Raw genomic sequence first — 19,051 nt, 5'->3', positions numbered from 1 at the left:
CTCAGACCACCTCTCTGTTCATCCTGCGCAGCGCCGGTCGCCGAGAGGGGGCCAGCTCGTCCCACCGCTGTGCGAGTTGCGCGACGGTCGGAGCGTCGAAGATCACCCGCACCGGAACCTCCACCCCCAGCACCGCCCGGATCCGGCTGACCAGCCGGGTCGCCAGCAGCGAATGGCCGCCCAGCACGAAGAAGTCGTCGTCCACGCCGACCCGGTCGCGACCGAGGATCTCGGCGAACAACTCGGCGAGGACCCGTTCCCGCTCACCGCTCGGAGGGCGGTAGCGCGTCGAGGAGATGAATTCCGGTTCGGGCAGCGCGGCGCGATCGAGTTTTCCGTTGGCGGTCAACGGCATCGAGTCGAGCACCATCACCACCGCGGGCACCATGAACTGCGGCAGCCGCTCGGCGGCCAGCCTGCGCAGATCGGCCGGCAGGAGCAGGTCCTGCGGGTTGTTCACGTATGCGGCCGGGTTGCCCACGGCGGCCGTGGGCAGGTAGACGTCGGTCAGCGGGCGGTGCCGCGCGGTCGCGGCGTCGAGGAAGACGGCGTCCATCCGATCGGGCTCCGCGGACCAGGTCACCGCGGTGCGGTACCCGTATCGCCGGCCGAGCCCGTGCAGATCCTCGGGCAGCAGACCGGACCCGTCGGGGTCGTCGAGCTGATCGAGCGAGACCGGACGGCCCGCCCGGATGCGCCGGGTGGCCTCGACTTCGCCCAGCAGCCCGGCGCGCGGAATGCCGGTGACGCGAATACCGTCCGGGTGCGGGGTTTCGAGCAGCTCGCGTAACGAATCACGGTCCCGGAACGCGACTTTCGGCACGGCGGCGACCGACAGCGCGTCGGCCGTAGCCGGGCGCAGTACGACGTCGTAGCGGTACCGGGTCAGCTCGTTGACCGCGCGGCCGCGCTCGAGTTCGATGTCGACGGCGCCGAAACCGCCCGCCTCACCGCACAGGCCCACGAAGTATTCCGGCGCGATCAGCAGTTCCTTCTCGGCCGACATGCCGCGGCGGACCCGGTCCCGGACGGCGTCGGGGTCGTCGCCGCCGTGGCGGGTGATCTCGACCGCGGTGGTGAACGGTTCCAGCAGCGCGAGATTGCGCACGTCGCCGACGAATACGGCGCCGCCGGGGGCCAGCACTCGCCGCACACCCTCGAGGACCCGGCGCAGGTAGGACTCGCCGGGGAAATACTGGACCACGGAGTTCAGCACGACGGTGTCGAAGTGGTGGTCCGGCAATCCGCTCGTATCGTCGGCCGCCTGGACGCTCGTGACCACCCGGTCGGCCCAGCCCGCGCCCAGGCCGCGCAGCTGCTCCCGCAGCGTGCCGATGGTGGCGGCGGAAAGGTCGGTGGCCCAGTACTGTTCGCATTCCGGGGCGAGTTGCGACAACAGCAGGCCCGAACCCACGCCTATCTCCAGCACCCGGCGCGGCGACAGTTCCCGGATGCGCTCGACGGTGGCCGCGCGCCATTCCCGCATCTGCGCCAGCGGGATCGGTTTCCCGGTGTAGCTGCTGTTCCAGCCACCGAAGTCCCCGCCGAACGCGGGCTTGTCGTGCCCGTTGCCGTTGCCGACGTACAGGTCGTCGTACACCTGCCGCCACTCGCCGACCAGATCGTCCTCGCCGAGGCGCGGACCGGATCTGTCGGCGACGACGTACGCGATCAGCTGTTTGTCGCCGGAACCGGTGTCACGGGCGGTCACGACGGCCTGCGACACCGAGGGATGCTGCGCCAGCGCCGCTTCCACCTCACCCGGCTCCACCCGGAAACCACGAATCTTCACCTGATCATCAACCCGCCCCACGAACTCCAACTCCCCCACCACATTCCACCGCACCACATCACCCGTCCGATACAACCGGCCGCCCGCATCGAACGGATCCGCCACAAACCGCGACGCCGTCAACCCCGCCCGCCCCAGATACCCCCGCGCCACCTGCGCACCAGCCACATACAACTCACCCACAACCCCCACCGCAACCGGCATCAACCACGAATCCAGCACGAACACACGCACGTTGCGCGCGGGGCGCCCGATCGGGACGGTACCGTCGTCACCCGCCACGGCATCGTGCTCGGTCACGCAGGCCGTCGTCTCGGCGGGGCCGTAACCGTTCACGACCCCGGTGCCGGGGTATTTCGCGTGCAGGGCGTGCACCACGTCCCCGGTCAGCTCGGCGCCGCCGCACATGATCCGCTCCAGCGTGGCCAGCGGTGTGCCGGGCACCGATCCGGCATGGTCGAGCAGGGCCGCCAGCAGCGGCGGGGTCGCGAACATCTTTGTCACCGACCAGGTTTGGATCAGCCGGGTGATCTCCGCCGGATCCGAGCGCTCGGCGCTCGTCACCACCACCGTCGCGCCGCCGCACAGCGTGGGCCAGATCTCGTAGGTCGACGCGTCGAAGGCGATCGACGACTGCGCCAGCACCCGGTCGCTCGTCCCCGTCCGCCACGCCCCGGAAATGAGATTGACCATGTTGGCGTGGGTGATTCCCACGCCCTTCGGGACACCGGTGGACCCCGAGGTGTAGACGACGTAGGCCAGATTCCCCGGCCGCGCCGCGGACCGCAGCCGGCCGTTCGTGCCGCCGGAACGCGGGGCATCCAGACACAGGCGCGGCGTCGCGGTGGGCGGCAGTCCGGCGGCGGTGGCGGAGTCGGTCACGACGAGGACCGGCGCGGCATCGGTGAGAATGAATTCCAGCCGCTCCGGCGGATAGGCCGGATCGATCGGCAGATACGCGCCACCGGCTTTCGACACGGCCAGCATCGCCACGATCAATGCCGCCGATCTCGGTAGAGCGATCGCGGCGACCGCGTCCGGGACCACGCCGCCCGCGCGCAACGACCGCGCCAAGTCCGCCGCGCGGCTGTCGAGTTCCCGATACGTCAGGGTCGTGTCGGCACCGACGACCGCGACCGCGTCCGGGGTGCGGGCGGCCTGGGCCTCGAACAACGCGGCCAGTGTGGTGTCGGCGAGCGGTGCGGCGGTGTCGTTGCGCCGACGCAACAGCAGTTCCCGCTCCGGGCCGCCGAGCACATCGATCGCTCCCACCGGCGTACCCGGATCGGACCCGATCCGGCGCAGGATCCGGACGAACCGATCCGCCATGGCCTCGACCGTGGATCGATCGAACAACCCGGTCGCGTATTCGACGAGACCGGCCCATTCCCGCCCGGCCGGGGCGTCGGTGATGTTGAAGAACATGTCGAACCGTGCCGTCGCGGTATACGCCGGATACGGCTCGATTCGCACATTGGGCAATTCCAGCACCGGCAGTGCGTTGTTCTGAAACGCCAGCGACACCTGGAACAGCGGATGATGCGCCGCCGACCGCACCGGGTTGAGCAATTCGACCAGCAGCTCGAACGGAATGTCCTGATTCTCGTACGCCGCCAGCGCCTTCGCCCGGACCTGCCCCAGCGTCTCGGCGAAGGAGGCGGCCGGATCCACTCGCGCCCGCAGCACCCAGGAATTGACGAAGAAGCCCACCAGCTCGGCCAGAGCCTGATCGGTGCGCCCGGCGATCGGTGACCCGATCGGAATATCGTCTCCCGCACCGAGTTTGAACAACAGCACCGCCAAGGCGGACTGCAACACCATCGACACCGTCGCGCCCTCGCGCGCCGCCAGCCGCTCCACCGCCGCCCGGGTATCGACATCGATGGAGAACAGGACCATGTCGCCCCGATAGTCGGCCACCCGTCCGCGCGGCCGGTCGGTCGGCAACCGCAATTGCTCGGGTACGCCGTCCAATTCGCGACGCCAGTATTCGAACTGCTGGAACAGCACGCTGTCGCGATCGAGATGCGAGCCCAGTAGTTCCTGTTGCCACAGCGTGTAATCGGCGTACTGCACCGGCAGCGGCTCCCACTGCGGCGCGTGCCCGGCCAGTCGCGCCGTGTAGGCCGTGGCCAGATCCCGCAGCAGTGGCGTCATCGACCAGCCGTCGGCGGCGATGTGATGAATCAGCACCACCAGCACGCAGTCCCGCGCGCCGACGCGAAAGACGGTGGTGCGGAGCGGGATTTCCGAGGACAGCTCGAATCCGTACCGCACCGAGGCGGTCACCGCCGCGTCCAGCTCGGCGGCGTCGACGTCGTTCACGGTCACCGGCGCCACCAGCTGGGCGGCATCGAGCACGCGCTGCGCGGGCGTGCCGTCGTCCTCGAAGAAGATCGTCCGCAGGCTCTCGTGCCGGGCCAGCACATCGCCGACCGCGGCCCGGGCGGCCGCCACATCGAAGTCGCCGGTCAATCGCAGCGCCAACGCGATGTTGTAGGTCGCTGAGAGTCCCTCGAGCCGGTGGATGAACCACAGGCGCCGCTGGGCGAACGACAGGGGCACCACATCGGGGCGCGGCCGGGGCGCCAGGGGCGGGCGCACCCGCGCGCCCGTGTCCAGCCCGGCCGCCAGCTCCGCGACGGTCGGGGCATCGAAGACGGTCCGGATCGGCACTTCCACGCCCAGCACCGCGCGGATGCGGCTGACCAGGCGGGTCGCCAGCAGCGAGTGGCCGCCCAGCGCGAAGAAGTTGTCGTCCACGCCGACCCGGTCGAGCCCCAGCACCTCGGCGAACAGGTCCGCCAGCAGCTGTTCCTCGACGCTGCCGGGCGGCCGGTAGGCCACCGACGAGGCGAACTCCGGATCCGGCAGGGCCCGGCGATCGAGTTTCCCGCTCGCCGTCAAGGGCACCGAGTCGATCACCAGCACCGCCGCGGGCACCATGAATTCCGGCAGGCGCGCCTCGGCGAATCGGCGCACATCGGCGGCCAGCAGGCCGATCTGCGGGTTGTTGGTCTGCGCCGCCCGGTCCTCCAGCGGACCGGACGGCTGGTAGACATCGGTCAGCGCGCGGCCACGGGCGACCTCGGCATCGATGAACACCGCGTCCATCCGATCCGGATCCTTCGACCAGGTGACCGCGGTCCTGTAGCCGAATCGCTGTCCCAGCGCGTGCAGATCCTCCGGCAGCACACCGCCGCCCGGCCGCTCGGCCGTCGCGGCGAGCACGCCTTCGAAACCGACCGCGAGCTGCTCGATGCCGTCGCCGAGGCGGCCGCTGCGGACGCGGCGGGCGGCTTCGACCTCATCGATCAGTCCGGCGTGCGGAATCCCGGTGACGCGAACGCCATCACGGTGACGATCCCGCAGCACCTCGCACAGCCGGTCCCGGTCGCGGAACTCGATCTCCGGCAGGTCGGCGGCCGACAGCGGCCGTGACGGTGACTTGTGCAGCACGACGTCGTACCGGTACCGGCTCAATTCGTTGAGCCAGTGGCCGCGCTCGAGTCCGATATCGACCCCATCGACATCGACGGCCGCGCGGCTCAGGCTCACGAAGTACTCGGGGGCCACCAGGAGTTCCTGTTCGGCGGCGATATCCCGGCGCACCCGCCGGCCGATCGTCGCGGCATCGCCCGCGCCGTGCCGGGCGAGCTGTACCGCGGTGGCGAATTCCTCGAGCAGCGCCAGGTTGCGGACGTCACCGACGAATATCGCACCGCCGGGAGCCAGCAGCCGCAGCGCCTGCTCGAGCACCCGGCGCAGGTACGCCTCACCGGGGAAGTACTGGATGACGGAGTTCAGCACCACCGTGTCGAAATGGTTCTCCGGCAGCCCGAGCATGTCCACGGCGGTCCGGACCTCGAGCTGGACCCGCTCGGTCCAGTCGGCGCCGAGTTCGCGCAATTGTCGTTCGAGGGTCGCGATGGTGGCCGCGGAGAAGTCCGTCGCCCGATACTGTTCGCAGTCGGGCGCCAGCTGCGACAGCAGCAGTCCCGTGCCGACACCGATCTCGAGCACCCGCCGGGGGCGCAGTTCGCGGATTCGGTCGACGGTCGCGGCCCGCCATTCCTGCATCTGCTCGATCGGGATGGGCGCACCGGTGTAGCTGCTGTTCCAGCCGGAGAAGTCGGCGCCGAATTCGGCGGCCGGACCGGTGTTCTCGACACCGGGAGCGTCGGCGCCGGAATACAGGCCGTCGTAGACCCGGCGCCACTGGCCGACCAATTCGTCCTCGCCGACGGCCGATCCGCGGCCGTCGGCGACCACATACGCGACCAACTGCTTGCCGCCGGTCTCGGTGTCGCGCGCCACCACCACCGCCTGCGAGACCGAAGGGTGGTGTGCCAGTACGGTTTCCACCTCGCCGGGCTCGACGCGGAAGCCGCGGATCTTCACCTGATCGTCGGCCCGTCCGACGAACTCCAGCCGACCGCCCGAGTTCCAGCGCACCACGTCGCCCGTGCGGTACATCCGGCCGCCCGCCTCGAACGGGTCGGCCACGAATCGCGTCGCGGTCAGCGCGGCCCGCCCGCGATACCCGCGGGCCACCTGTGCCCCGGCCACATACAGCTCGCCCGGAACTCCCACGGGCACCGGCCGCAGCCACGAATCCAGCACGAACACTTGGGTATTGGCCACCGGGGCGCCGATCGGCACCGGACCGGTCACGCCGTCGGGGACGGCCAGTGCCGTGACATCGACCGTCGCCTCGGTCGGTCCGTAGAGATTGTCGATGCGCAGGCCCGGGCGTGCGGCTTTCAGCGCGTCGGCCAGTTCGCCGGTCAATACGTCGGCGCCGGTAGCGATGCGGGTCAAACTCTCGAAGGGCGTGCCGGGCACGGTATCCAGGTGGTCCACCAGGGCCGTCAGCAAGGGCGGGGTCGCGAACATCTTCGTCACCGATCGCGACCGGACCAGCTCGGTGATCTCGCGGGGATCGGATCGTTCCGCGCTCGCGACGACCACCGTCGCACCACCGGTCAGCGCGGGCCAGATCTCGTAGGCGGAGGCGTCGAACGCCACCGACGAATGCGCCAGCACCCGATCCGCCGGCGTCACCGTCCATGCCTGGGCGAGCAGATTCACCACGTTCCCGTGCGTGATTCCGACACCCTTCGGCACACCGGTCGAACCGGACGTGTAGATGACGTAGGCCAGGTGCTGCGGCCGCACCGCGACGTCCGCGCGGTGGTCGTGCGTGTCCGTGCGATCGGTGGTGCCGAGATGCAGCTGCGGTAAGTCGTTGGGTGGCAGGACTTTCGCGGTCGGCCGATCGGTGACGATGACGACCGGCTCGGCGTCGGTGAGTACGAACGCCAGCCGATCCGACGGATAGGCCGGATCGATCGGCAGATACGCGCCACCGGCCTTCAGCACCGCGACCAGCGCCACGAGCAACTCCGCGGACCTGGGGAGCGCGACCGCCACAACCGTGTCCGGGCCCACCCCGCGAGCGATCAGGGCGCGCGCCAGCCGATCCGCGCGAATATCCAGCTCCCGGTAGGACAATTCGGTGTCGCCGCAGACCACGGCGACGGTGTCCGGGCGGGTCGCGACCTGGGCAGCGAACAGGCCGACCAGCGTCGTCTGCGGGACCGCCACGGTCGTGTCGTTCCACCGGCGCAGGACCGATTCCCGCTCGTCGGCGCCGAGCACATCGATGGCCCCGACCGGGGTGTCCGGATCGGCCACGGCCAGCCGCAGCACGCGCACCAATCGCCGCGCCATGGCCTCCACGGTGGGCCGGTCGAACAGTTCGGTCGCGTACTCCACGAAACAGCTCCACTCCCGACCGGCCGGAGCATCCGCGATATTGAAGAACAGGTCGAAGCGGGAGGTGCCGGTAGGCGCGGGGCAGGGTTCGGCCCGCACACCGGTCAGCTCCAGGGCGGGCAGGGTGTTGTTCTGGAATGCCAGCGACACCTGGAAGAGCGGATGATGCGCCGCCGAGCGGGCCGGGTTGAGCAGTTCTACCAGTAGTTCGAACGGCAGATCCTGATTCTCGTAGGCGGCCAGCGCCTTGTCGCGGACCTGGGCCACGATCTCGGTGAACAGAGCCTCCGGTGTGACCTCGGTCCGCAGCACCCAGGTGTTGACGAAGAAGCCCACCAGGCCGGCCAGGGCCTCGTCGGTGCGGCCCGCGATGGGCGACCCGATCGGGATGTCCTGTCCCGCACCGAGTTTGGCCAACAGCACGGCCAGAGCGGACTGCAACACCATCGACACCGTCGCGCCCTCGCGGGCCGCCAGCCGCTCCACCGCCGCCCGGGTCGGGAGGTCGATGGTGAAATGGGCCATGTCGCCGCGGTAGCTCGCGACCCGCGGCCGGGGCCGGTCGGTCGGCAGGCGCAATTGCTCGGGTAGTCCGTCGAGTTCACGCCGCCAGTACTCGAACTGACGGGACAGCACACTGTCCGGATCATCGGCCGAGCCGAGCAGTTCTCGTTGCCACAGCGTGTAATCCACGTACTGCACGGGTAACGGCGACCACTCCGGCGCCCGGTACTCCAGGCGTGCGGCGTAGGCCGTCGACAGATCGCTCAGCAAGGGCGTCAACGACCAGCCGTCTCCGGCGATGTGGTGAAGCAGCAGAACGAGCACGCACTCGCCGGAGTCATCGGCGAAGACGGTGGCGCGCAGGGGAATCTCGCTGGACAGGTCGAATCCGTACCGGGCCGCCGCGGTGACTTGCGGCTCCAGTTCCGTTGCGGGCGTGGTGGTTACGGTGAACGGCACAGCTACGGTGTTCGAGTCGAGCACGCGCTGCGAGGGTTCGCCGTCGACGTCGGCGAAGATGGTACGGAGGCTCTCGTGCCGGGCGACCACATCACCGATCGCGGCCCGTAGAACCGCGAGGTCGGCGCCACGCAGGCGCACCGCCAAGGCCATGTTGTAGGTGGCGGACCGGCCCTCCAGCCGGTGGATGAACCACAGCCGTCGCTGCGCGAACGACAGCGGCACGACCTCCGGCCGCGGCCGTGGCGCCAGCGCCGGACGCACCTGGGCGCCGGTGTCCATTCGCTGGGCGAGTTGTGCGACGGTGGGCGCGTCGAAGACCGTCCGGATGGGCACCTCGATGCCCAGCGCCGTCCGGATTCGGCTGACCAGCCGGGTCGCCAGCAGGGAGTGGCCGCCGAGGGCGAAGAAGCTGTCGTCCGCGCCGACCCGGTCGCGGCCGAGGACGTCGGCGAACAGTCCGGCCAGGACCCGCTCGCGTTCGGTGGCCGGCGCGCGATAGTCGGTCGTCGCGGTGAATTCCGGTTCGGGCAGGGCCGCGCGGTCCACTTTTCCGTTGGCGGTCAACGGAATCGACTCGAGCACCGTCACCACGGCCGGGACCATGAATTCCGGCAGCCGCGCGGCCACCCACCGACGCACCTGGTCACCGTCGGCGGGGCTGCCGGGATCGGCGACGATGTACGCGAACAGCCGATTGCCGCCGGAATCGGTGGCACGGGCCGTCACGACGGCGCGCGACACCGAAGGATGCTGTATCAGCGCGGCTTCCACCTCGCCCGGCTCGACCCGGAAACCCCGGACCTTCACCTGATCATCAGCACGACCCACGAACTCCAACCGCCCGTCGGCATTCCACCGCACCACATCACCCGTGCGATACAACCGCCCACCCACACCGAACGGATCGGCCACGAACCGCCCAGCCGTCAACCCGGAACGACCGAGATACCCACGAGCCACCTGCGCACCGGCCACATACAACTCACCCGCCACCCCCACCGCAACCGGCGCCAGCCACGAATCCAACACGAACACACGGACATTCGCCAACGGAGTACCGATAGGCACCGAGGTGTCTCCGGTGATCCTCCCCACCGGGTGCGTGGTGGCGAATACCGTGGTCTCCGTCGGGCCGTAGCCATTGGCCGTCGCGGCAACGGCGTTCATTCGGCGCGCGACCGGGGCGGTCAGTTCGGCGCCACCGGCGATCACCTGGGTCAGGCTGCGCAAGGCAGTGCCAGGCACGGACTCCACCCGATCGAGCAGCGCGGACAGCAACGCCGGAGTCGCGAACATCTTCGTCACCGATCGAGTACCGATCAGGTGGGCGATCTCGGCGGGGTCCGAGCGCTGCTCGGTGGCCACGACCAGTGCGCCGCCGCTGATCAGCGCCGGCCAGATCTCGTAGGTGGACGCATCGAAGGCGATCGACGAATGCACCAGCACGCGTTCCCCCGGCCCGGCCGACCAGCTCTGGGCTGCCAGATTCAGCAGGTTCCGGTGGGTGATGCCGACGCCCTTCGGTACGCCGGTCGAACCGGAGGTGTAGATGACGTAGGCCAGGTTCTGCGGACGCGCCGCCGCGGCCCGAACGGGTGGCTCGGGCGCTTCGGCCCGCTCGGGCGTCTCCACGCGAAGTCGCGGTAATCCGTTGTCCGGCAGGATTTTCGCGGTGGCGGAGTCGGTCACGACGAGAACCGGCGCGGCGTCGGCGAGGACGAATGCCAGCCGATCCGACGGATAGGCCGGATCGATCGGCAGATACGCGCCGCCCGCCTTCAGCACGGCCAGCACCGCCACGATCAGCTCCGCCGACCGCGGCAGCGCCACCGCGACCACGGTATCCGGGCCGACTCCGCACGAGGTCAGCGACCGCGCCAGCCGGTCGGCCCGAGCATCGAGTTCCCGGTACGACAGGGTCGCGTCACCGCAGTACAGGGCCACCGCGTCCGGGGTACGGGTGACCTGCGCTCGCACCGAGTCGACCACGGTGCCGCCCGGAACCTCGGCGGTGGTGTCGTTCCACCGGCGCACCACCCGTTCGCGTTCCTCGGCACCGAGCACATCGATCGACCCGACGGCGGCGCCCGGGTCGGCGATCAGTTGCCGCAGTATCCGCACCAGACGCGCCGCCATCGCCTCGACCGTGGACCGGTCGAACAGATCCGTGGCGTATTCGATGAACCCGTCCCACCCGGCGGCGCCGGCGGCATCGCCGATATTGACGGTCAGATCGAAACGTGCGGTCGTGGTGGTGAGCGGCCTGGGCTCGAGGTCGGCTCCCGGCAGCTCCAGCGTCGCCAGGGTGTTGTCCTGGAAGCTCAGCAGCACCTGGAACAGCGGGTGGTGCGCCGCCGAGCGGGCGGGATTGAGCAGTTCGACCAGCAACTCGAACGGCGCGTCCTGGTTCTCGTAGGCGGCCAGCGCTTTCGCCCGCACCTGAGCCAGCAACTCGGTGAACGCGGCGCCCGGAGCGACCGCCGCGCGCAGCACCCACGTGTTGACGAAGAATCCGACCAGGTCGGCCGCCGCCGCGTCGGTGCGCCCGGCGATCGGCGACCCGATCGGGATATCCTCCCCCGCACCGAGTTTGAACAACAACACCGCCAGTGCCGACTGCAACACCATCGACACCGTCGCGCCCTCACGAACGGCCAGGTGTTCCACCGCGGCGCGGATCTCGGGATCGATGCCGAACAGCACCATGTCGCCGCGATAGGATGCCACGCGCGGCCGGGGCCGGTCGGTCGGTAACGACAGCTGCTCCGGCAGGCCGTCCAGCTCGCGGCGCCAATACTCGAACTGGCGCGACAGGGTGCTGTCGGGATCCGTGCTCGCGCCCAGCCATTCCTGTTGCCACAGGGTGTAATCGACGTACTGCACCGGCAACGGCGACCACTCCGGCGGGTGGCCCGCTCGCCGCGCGGTGTACGCCGTCGACAGGTCGCGGAGCAGCACCGCCGCCGACAGTCCGTCGGCGGCGATGTGGTGGAGCAGCAGGACGACTGCGTATTCGCTGCTGCCGGAACGGAATACGGACGCGCGGAGGGGGATCTCGGTGGACAGATCGAAGTGATGGCCGAGCGCGGAGGCCATCGCCGCGTCCAGATCACCGGTATCCGCGACCGTCACGGGCAGGTCTAGATCGGCGACCTCGAGCACTTGCTGCGAAGGCACGCCGTCGACCTCGGTGAAAACGGTCCGCAAACTCTCGTGCCGCGCGACGACATCACCCAGCGCCGCAACGAACGCCGCCGGATCGAACTGCCCTCGCAGCCGGGCGGCGATGGGGATGTTGTAGGTGGCCGAAGGACCCTCGAGCCGATGCAGGAACCATAACCGCCGCTGCGCGAACGACAACGGGACGACTTCCGGCCGCGGCCTGACCGACAGCGCGGGTCGTACCTGCGCGCCGGCGTCCAGCCGGGCCGCCAACCGCGCCACCGTCGAAGCGTCGAACACGGTGCGGATGGACACCTCGATACCCAGTACCACGCGGATACGGCTCACCAGACGAGTCGCCCGCAGCGAGTGCCCGCCCAGCTCGAAGAAGTTGTCGTCGACGCCCACCCGATCGAGTTCCAGGACTTCGGCGAACAACTCGGCCAGTACCCGCTCGCGCTCGCTGCCCGGCGCTCGAAACTTCGCCGCGGACGTGAGCACGGGGTTCGGCAGCGCTCGCCGATCCACTTTCCCGTTGGCGGTCAACGGAATCGACTCGAGCACCGTCACCACGGCCGGGACCATGAATTCCGGCAGCCGAGCGGCCACCCACCGGCGCACCTCGCCGCCACCGACCGCACTGCCACGGTCGACCACGACGTACCCGACCAGCTGCGTATCGCCACCGATGTCACGACCGGTCACGACTACCTGTGCTACCGAAGGATGCTGTGCCAGCGCGGCTTCCACCTCGCCCGGCTCGACCCGGAAACCCCGGACCTTCACCTGATCATCAGCACGACCCACGAACTCCAACCGCCCGTCGGCATTCCACCGCACCACATCACCCGTGCGATACAACCGCCCACCCACACCGAACGGATCGGCCACGAACCGCCCAGCCGTCAACCCGGAACGACCGAGATACCCACGAGCCACCTGCGCACCGGCCACATACAACTCACCCGCCACCCCCACCGCAACCGGCGCCAGCCACGAATCCAACACGAACACACGGACATTCGCCAACGGAGTACCGATAGGGCTGACTGCCGCGATATCGGGCGCCGTCGACAGGTCCAGCCTCGTCACGTGCACCGTGGTCTCGGTGATTCCGTACATGTTCACCAGGACCGGAGCATCGGAGCCACCGGCCGCACGCCACGGCCGTAAATGCGTGTCCCGCAAGGCTTCTCCGCCGAATATCACCATGCGCAGCGCCGAATCGGACCTGTCGCGTAATAATCGGGCTTCCGCCAAGGCACGGAAGGCCGATGGGGTCTGGTTGAGGACGGTAATTCCCTTGTCCACCACCAGGTCCCACAACTGCGCGGGGGTGCGCACCACGTCCCACGGCACGACCACGACCCGGCCACCGTGCAGCAACGCGCCCCAGATTTCCCAGACGGAGAAGTCGAACGCCTGAGAATGACACCATGCCCAGACATCCTCGGAACCGAATTCGCACCACGACGCGGTGCCGAGAAACAGCGAGACCACATTGCGGTGGGTGACGGCGACGCCCTTCGGTGTTCCGGTGGAGCCGGACGTGTAGATCACATAGGCGAGATTGCCCGGGCGTGGTCCGGGTAACGCTGCCTGTTCGTCCGGGAGATCCGTGCCGATCCCGTCGAGAAGAACGAGCGGAATATCGCTGTCCGGCAGTGCCTTCGAGGTGCCGGTGTCGGTGAGAACCGCGACCGGTGCGGCATCGCGGAGGACGAATGCCGACCGGTCCGCCGGATAACTCGGATCGAGCGGAAGATATGCGCCGCCCGCCTTCAGCACCGCCAGCAGCGCGACAACCAGATCCGCCGACCTCGGCAGGACCACGGCCACCACACTGTCCGGGCCGACACCGCGCACGCTCAATTCCCGCGCAACGCGATTCGCCCGCGCGTCCAGATCCCGGTAGGAGAGTTCGACTCCGTCGGAGTCCACCGCGTCCACCGCCACCGCATCCGGGGCCCGGCGCACCCGTTCATCGAACAATCCCACCAGCGTCGTGCCGGTATCGATCGGCACCGCCGTCTCGTTCCAGAGTTCCGTCACCAGCCGGCGGTCGTCGCCGAGAATATCCACGGCTCCGATCGGCACATCGGGGTCGGACATCGCCTGCCGGAGATAGCGAACGAGGAAGCCGAGGTAGGTGCGCAGATCCTCGTCGGTATACGTGCGGGCGTCCCCCTCCAGCCGCAGGTATCCCCCACGCTCCGACCGTCTTTCGTAATAGAAGACGATCGACAGATCGCCGCTGTTGCCGGCCGAGTACAGTTGCAGGTCGGCGGTGCCGCCGGTCATTCGCAGGGCGCCGAAGAACGACATGACATTGACGACCGGACCGAACGGGTTGCCCCCGGTGTTCGGTAACCGCCTGTCTCGCAGAATGTCCGGTATCCCGTACCGCAGGTGCGGTGCGGCCTCCGAGAAGGTGTCGGCGATGCGCGCGGCCAGCTCACTCAGCGACAGGTCCCGGCTCGACTCGATGGGCAGGGGAACGGTGTCGGAGAGTTGGCACGGCGTCCGGCCGGCGCGGCCGACACGGTTCGATACCGGCATCTGGAGGCAGAACTCGTCGCGCAGCGCGCAGCGCTGGACGGCGGCCGCGGCGACGGACATGAGCAGGAACGGCAGCTTGACCTCGGCGGTTCGCGCCGCACCCAGCAATCGGCCGAGGTCCGCGGCGGAGAAGCGGTGCGTGCGGCCCAGCCGTCCGGGCTCCGCGTCGGGGTCGGCATGGCCGGGGAGTCGCAGCGGGTCGACGGCTAGCGGCAGGCGCCGGCGCCAGTACTCGCGGTCGCGTGCCCATTGGTCGCGACGATAGGCACGGTCGTCTTCGACGATATCGTCGATACTCGCGAACCCGGAAGGTCCGGCCGGAATTCCGGTCGTCAGCGCGTCGTATACGTCGAGAACTCGCTGTGCCCAGGCCGCGACGCCCACGCCGTCCATGATGATGTGGTGGAAACACGCCGACAGGAAATAGCGGTTCTCTCCCACCCGCAGCAGCGTGACGCGCAGCAATGCATCGCGCTCCAGATCGAAACCCGACGCACGGTCGCGAGCCATATGGTCGAAGGCCGCCGCCTCCGGATCCGGCTCGGTGGTGAGGTCGAGGTGGACGGGCATCCAGTCGCTGATATCCCGCTCCAGGGCCACGAGCCCGTCGGCGGCGCGCACGAAGTTCACCCGGAGCGGCTCCGATTCGGTGAAAACCTGCCGGAGCGCGGTAGCTATGCGATGCCGGTCCAATGCGGCGCGTATATCGATATAGACTACGCAATTGTTCGGAATATCCGATAATTCGTGAGCGATCCAAAGTTCGTTCTGAATCGAAGTCGAACCGTGCATAGGTACCTAACTCCCGGATTGCATATCGAACAAGCCCGTGAACGTATGGATTTAGTGCAGGCACATCGGACGAATCCAAGCATTAAGAAAAAGCGAACGCAATCGAGTGTTCTGTTGTGTACCAGAGAGATTTTCGATCGGCTGTCACGTCGTGGTCAGGAGCGGTGTGAACACGTTCTGCTGGACATCTCGGGGCGAGCAGGATACCTCGTAGCGCGCGGCTACCACCGTAGCCTAGCGTAAGTCGGCGCGGACGCCGCGATGACACACTCGGCGACTCGGGACGGCACCCGTGGCTTCTGCACTCATTCGGAAACTCCTTTCGGCTTCGAACGGAATCCGTACCGACAGGGGCGCATACGCCCGGTGTGATATCACCTGGACCAGCCAATGGAGACACTGAAACGGGGCCACAGCAAATAGGCCCGTAAAACACGGCGATGTATCTTCGGCCCCGACGTTGGAACCCCCGTCTATACCTCAGAGTTCCCCTCGGGTGCCGATTTGTCAAGGTACCCAACCGAATTCGGGGACCAGGACAAACTGGACGTCCTGCACATCGTCGTCTATGTCGGCCACCGGTCGGTGCGCGTCGGCGGAACGGGGACGATGACCGCACGCCGCCCGGTGATCGAGAACGGGCGGTATGCACTCGCGGGCCGCGCGATATCCGGCGCACGGCCGCTGCGGGGACGGACCGGTTGGCATTGCGCCGCCGTGTTCGCCTGCCTCAGAAGACTTTTCGATCGCCGCGCCGGCAACCGGCGCGGCGCCCGCTCAGCGGCCGGTGCCGATGGTGAAATCACCCTCCGGAAATTCGCCATGCCCCAGCCTCCGGCAGGACGCGCCCGGCCGTCCGCGATTCCGCCGAAAAGACCTTCTGACCTCGGCTCGGCGCGGAAGCCGACGGCACCGACATCGCCATGGCGGCAACATTTTACGACCCGCCGACGACGGCGACGGCCCGTGCGTCGTCCGCGTAGGGGTGAGCGGTGCGGGACCGGTCCCGCGTGCCGAGCCCGATCATCTGGCCGCGACGTTCAGCAGAGCGTGCGCCACTCCAGCGAAAGGACCCCGTCATGTCCACTTTCCGTGCCGCCGCCACCGTGACCCTGGCCGGGATCGCGGTCTGGTCCGCCATGTCCGCGGGCGCCGCCGCCGCGCCGGTACTCGTATCGACCGATCCGGTCTCGATGCGCGTGGCCGCGCCGGGCGGCCACGCGGCCGCCCCGGTGGCCTCCGGTTCCGCGGAACGCTTCCAGAAACCGGATCCCGGCCCCTACCCGAACATGGAGGAGTGCGAGCGGGCCCGCGCCCGCTACTACGACCCCTCCCAGCTGGAATGCGTCCCGGTGCGGTGATCGACGCCCTCCCGGCGGACGCCGAGGCCGAACCCGGCTTGGGTGAACCCCCAAGCCGGTGAGGCGCATCACGGCCACACCACTTGCACATACCCCTAGGGGGTATTACTTTGACCGATGTCGAACAAGCAAGCCCGGAAGGCCGAACCAGTGACCACACAGACTCACTCCGCCACCCACCAGGCACGCGCCACCCAACAGGCACACGCCACCCACCAGGCACACGCCACCCACGCGGGACACGACGCCAACGCGGCGCACGCGGGACACGACACCCACACCACACACGCCGACCACGACATCCACACCACACACGCCGACCACGACACCCGCACCGCGCTCACGGAACTCGACACGGACGCACGGCACGCCACCCATGCGGAACACGATGCCGATGTCACGCATGCGGAACGTGACGCCCACGCGGGACACGACGCCCATGCCGCGCACGGTGATCGTGTCGGGCACGGCGTCGCCGGTGTCCATGCCGGGCACGAGGATCATGCGGGGCACGGGGGTGGATTGCCGGGCGGGCTTCAGATCACGCAGGACGGTTATACGTTGGAGCTCGCGGAGCCGATCGCCGGCGTGGGCGCGATCGACTTCCGGTTCCGGATCCTCGGCCCCGACGGCGAACCGGTGACCGACTACGCCGACATCCACGACCGCCAACTGCACCTGATCGTGGTGCAACGCGAGCTGACCGGATTCTGGCACGTGCATCCGGAGCTCACCGCGGACGGCACCTGGCATGTCGAGCTGAACCTGCCGGAGGCGGGGGCCTACCGCGCCTTCACCGACATCGCCCCGCGCGCCCTCGGCAAGACGATCACGCTCGGAGCCGACTTCGCCGTCGCGGGCGAATACGCCCCGCGCCCGGCGCCGCGGCCCACGCGCACCGTCGTCGTGGACGGCTACGAGGTCACACTCGACGGCGAACTCGTCGCGGGCGCGGGCCGCCCGCTCACCCTCACCGTCCGCAAGGACGGGGCACCCGTCACCGACCTGCAGCCCTATCTGGCCGCCTTCGGGCACCTGGTGATCCTGCGGGCAGGCGACCTCGCCTATGTCCACGTGCATCCCGACGGCGTGCCCGGCGACGGCGTCACCGCCCCCGGCCCGGACATCACCTTCCACACCGTCGTCCCGGGTCCCGGCACCTACCGCTTGTTCCTGGATTTCGAGCATGGCGACGTCGTCCGCACCGCGGCCTTCACCCTGCCCACCACTTGATCACCGAAACCTGCTGAGCGGCCACGAATCCGACCGCTCGTCCCGCACCGGAAGGAGCCCACAGTGTGCGATCGCCGCTGTCCGCGCACCCGCGATCCGCCCCCACCGCTGTCCGAAGGAAGTGTTTCCGATGCGCTCGGCCCCCGTCTCCGCACTGTTCCGCCACCGCGACTACCGCCTGCTGTTCACCGCGCAGGTGACCGGCCTGTTCGGTACCGGATCGGCTACGGTCGCACTGGGTTTGCTCGCCTACGACCTCGCCGGCGTCGCCGCCGCGGCGGTCCTCGGCACCGCTCTCACCATCAAGATGCTCGTCTACGTCTCGGTCGCCCCGATCGTGGCCGCCTACGCCCACCGCCTCCCGCGCCGGCAGTTCCTGATGGCGCTGCACCTGATTCGCGCCGCCGTGGCACCGGCCCTGCCGGTCGTCGACCAGGTGTGGCAGATCTACCTGCTGATCGCGCTACTGCAAACCGCCTCGGCCGCATACACTCCCACCTACCAGGCGATCATCCCCGATATTCTGCCCGACGAGCGTGATTACACCCGGGCCCTGTCGGCCGCGCAACTGGCCGCCACCATGGAGACCCTGCTGAGCCCCATGCTCGCCGCCGCCGCGTTGACGGTGCTGAGCTTCCACTGGCTGTTCGCCGAAACCGCGATCGGATTCGCCGTCGCCGCCGCACTGGTGGCCGGCACCCGCGTACCGGACGCCGCCGCCACCGCGGGCTCGGTCCGGGAGCGGATCACGGTGGGCCTGCGCCTGTTCGCCGTCACGCCGCGACTGCGCGGGCTGCTCGGCCTGAACCTGGTGGTCGCCGCGGCCGGATCGGTGATCATGGTCAATACCGTGAACTACGTGCGCGACACCCTCGGCGGTACCCAGTCCGGCGTGGCAATACTGCTGGCGGCCAACGGTTTCGGCACCATGCTCGTCGCCTTGTCCCTGCCCCGCGGGCTCGATCGCCTCGGGCCCCGGCCCGTCATGCTGGCCGGAGCGGCGACGCTGCTGGCCGGGCTCGCCGCGGCCGTCATGTTGTCGGCTGTCGGCGACCGGCACTGGGCCACCGCGATCGCGGTGTGGGCCGCCATCGGAGCGGGCACCGCGGCGATCCTCACCCCGACCGGGCACGTGCTGCGCCGCTCGGCGCGGCCCGGCGACCGCCCGGCCCTGTTCGCCGCCCAGTTCTCGCTGTCTCACCTGGCCTGGCTGCTCACCTATCCGATCACCGGATGGCTCACCACCGCAGCCGGTTTCACCACGACGTGGACGCTCCTGGCCATGCTGGCGACGGCGGGAACCGTTGCGGCACTGCGGATGTGGCCGCGGCGCGAACCCGCAGCCGCCGCCTGATCATCCATCCGGAGGACGTCGGCGGGTTGATGTCGCGGTGCAGGACGCCGCGGT

Annotated in this window: 4 protein-coding genes; 3 read left to right on the top strand and 1 reads right to left on the bottom strand. The window is 69.0% G+C overall.

Going from position 1 to position 19,051, the window contains the following annotated elements:
• Window position 1: 1 nt before the first annotated feature.
• Window positions 2-15,049, bottom strand: coding sequence for a non-ribosomal peptide synthetase (locus NWFMUON74_RS15280; RefSeq protein WP_187688446.1), 15,048 nt, complete (start codon window positions 15,047-15,049; stop codon window positions 2-4).
• A 1,079-nt stretch (window positions 15,050-16,128) separates the two neighbouring features.
• Here NWFMUON74_RS15280 and NWFMUON74_RS15275 point away from each other — a divergent pair.
• The 3 genes from NWFMUON74_RS15275 to NWFMUON74_RS15265 all read left to right on the top strand — a co-directional run bounded on the left by NWFMUON74_RS15275 (window position 16,129) and on the right by NWFMUON74_RS15265 (window position 18,997).
• A complete protein-coding gene (locus NWFMUON74_RS15275) occupies window positions 16,129-16,410 on the top strand; it encodes a hypothetical protein (protein ID WP_187688445.1) in 282 nt (93 codons plus the stop codon).
• A 150-nt stretch (window positions 16,411-16,560) separates the two neighbouring features.
• Entirely contained in the window at window positions 16,561-17,643 is a 1,083-nt protein-coding gene (locus tag NWFMUON74_RS15270) for a hypothetical protein (protein ID WP_232111037.1), read from the top strand.
• 130 nt (window positions 17,644-17,773) lie between these two features.
• Window positions 17,774-18,997 carry an MFS transporter gene (locus NWFMUON74_RS15265; protein ID WP_187688444.1) on the top strand — a complete coding sequence of 408 codons (1,224 nt, stop codon included), beginning with the start codon at window positions 17,774-17,776 and terminating at the stop codon, window positions 18,995-18,997.
• Window positions 18,998-19,051: the final 54 nt, after the last annotated feature.

Origin of the sequence: Nocardia wallacei (assembly GCF_014466955.1) — a bacterium.
Lineage (GTDB): Bacteria > Actinomycetota > Actinomycetes > Mycobacteriales > Mycobacteriaceae > Nocardia > Nocardia wallacei.
The sequence above is the reverse complement of the archived record's forward strand: the minus strand, read 5'-3'. Positions and strand labels throughout refer to the sequence as shown.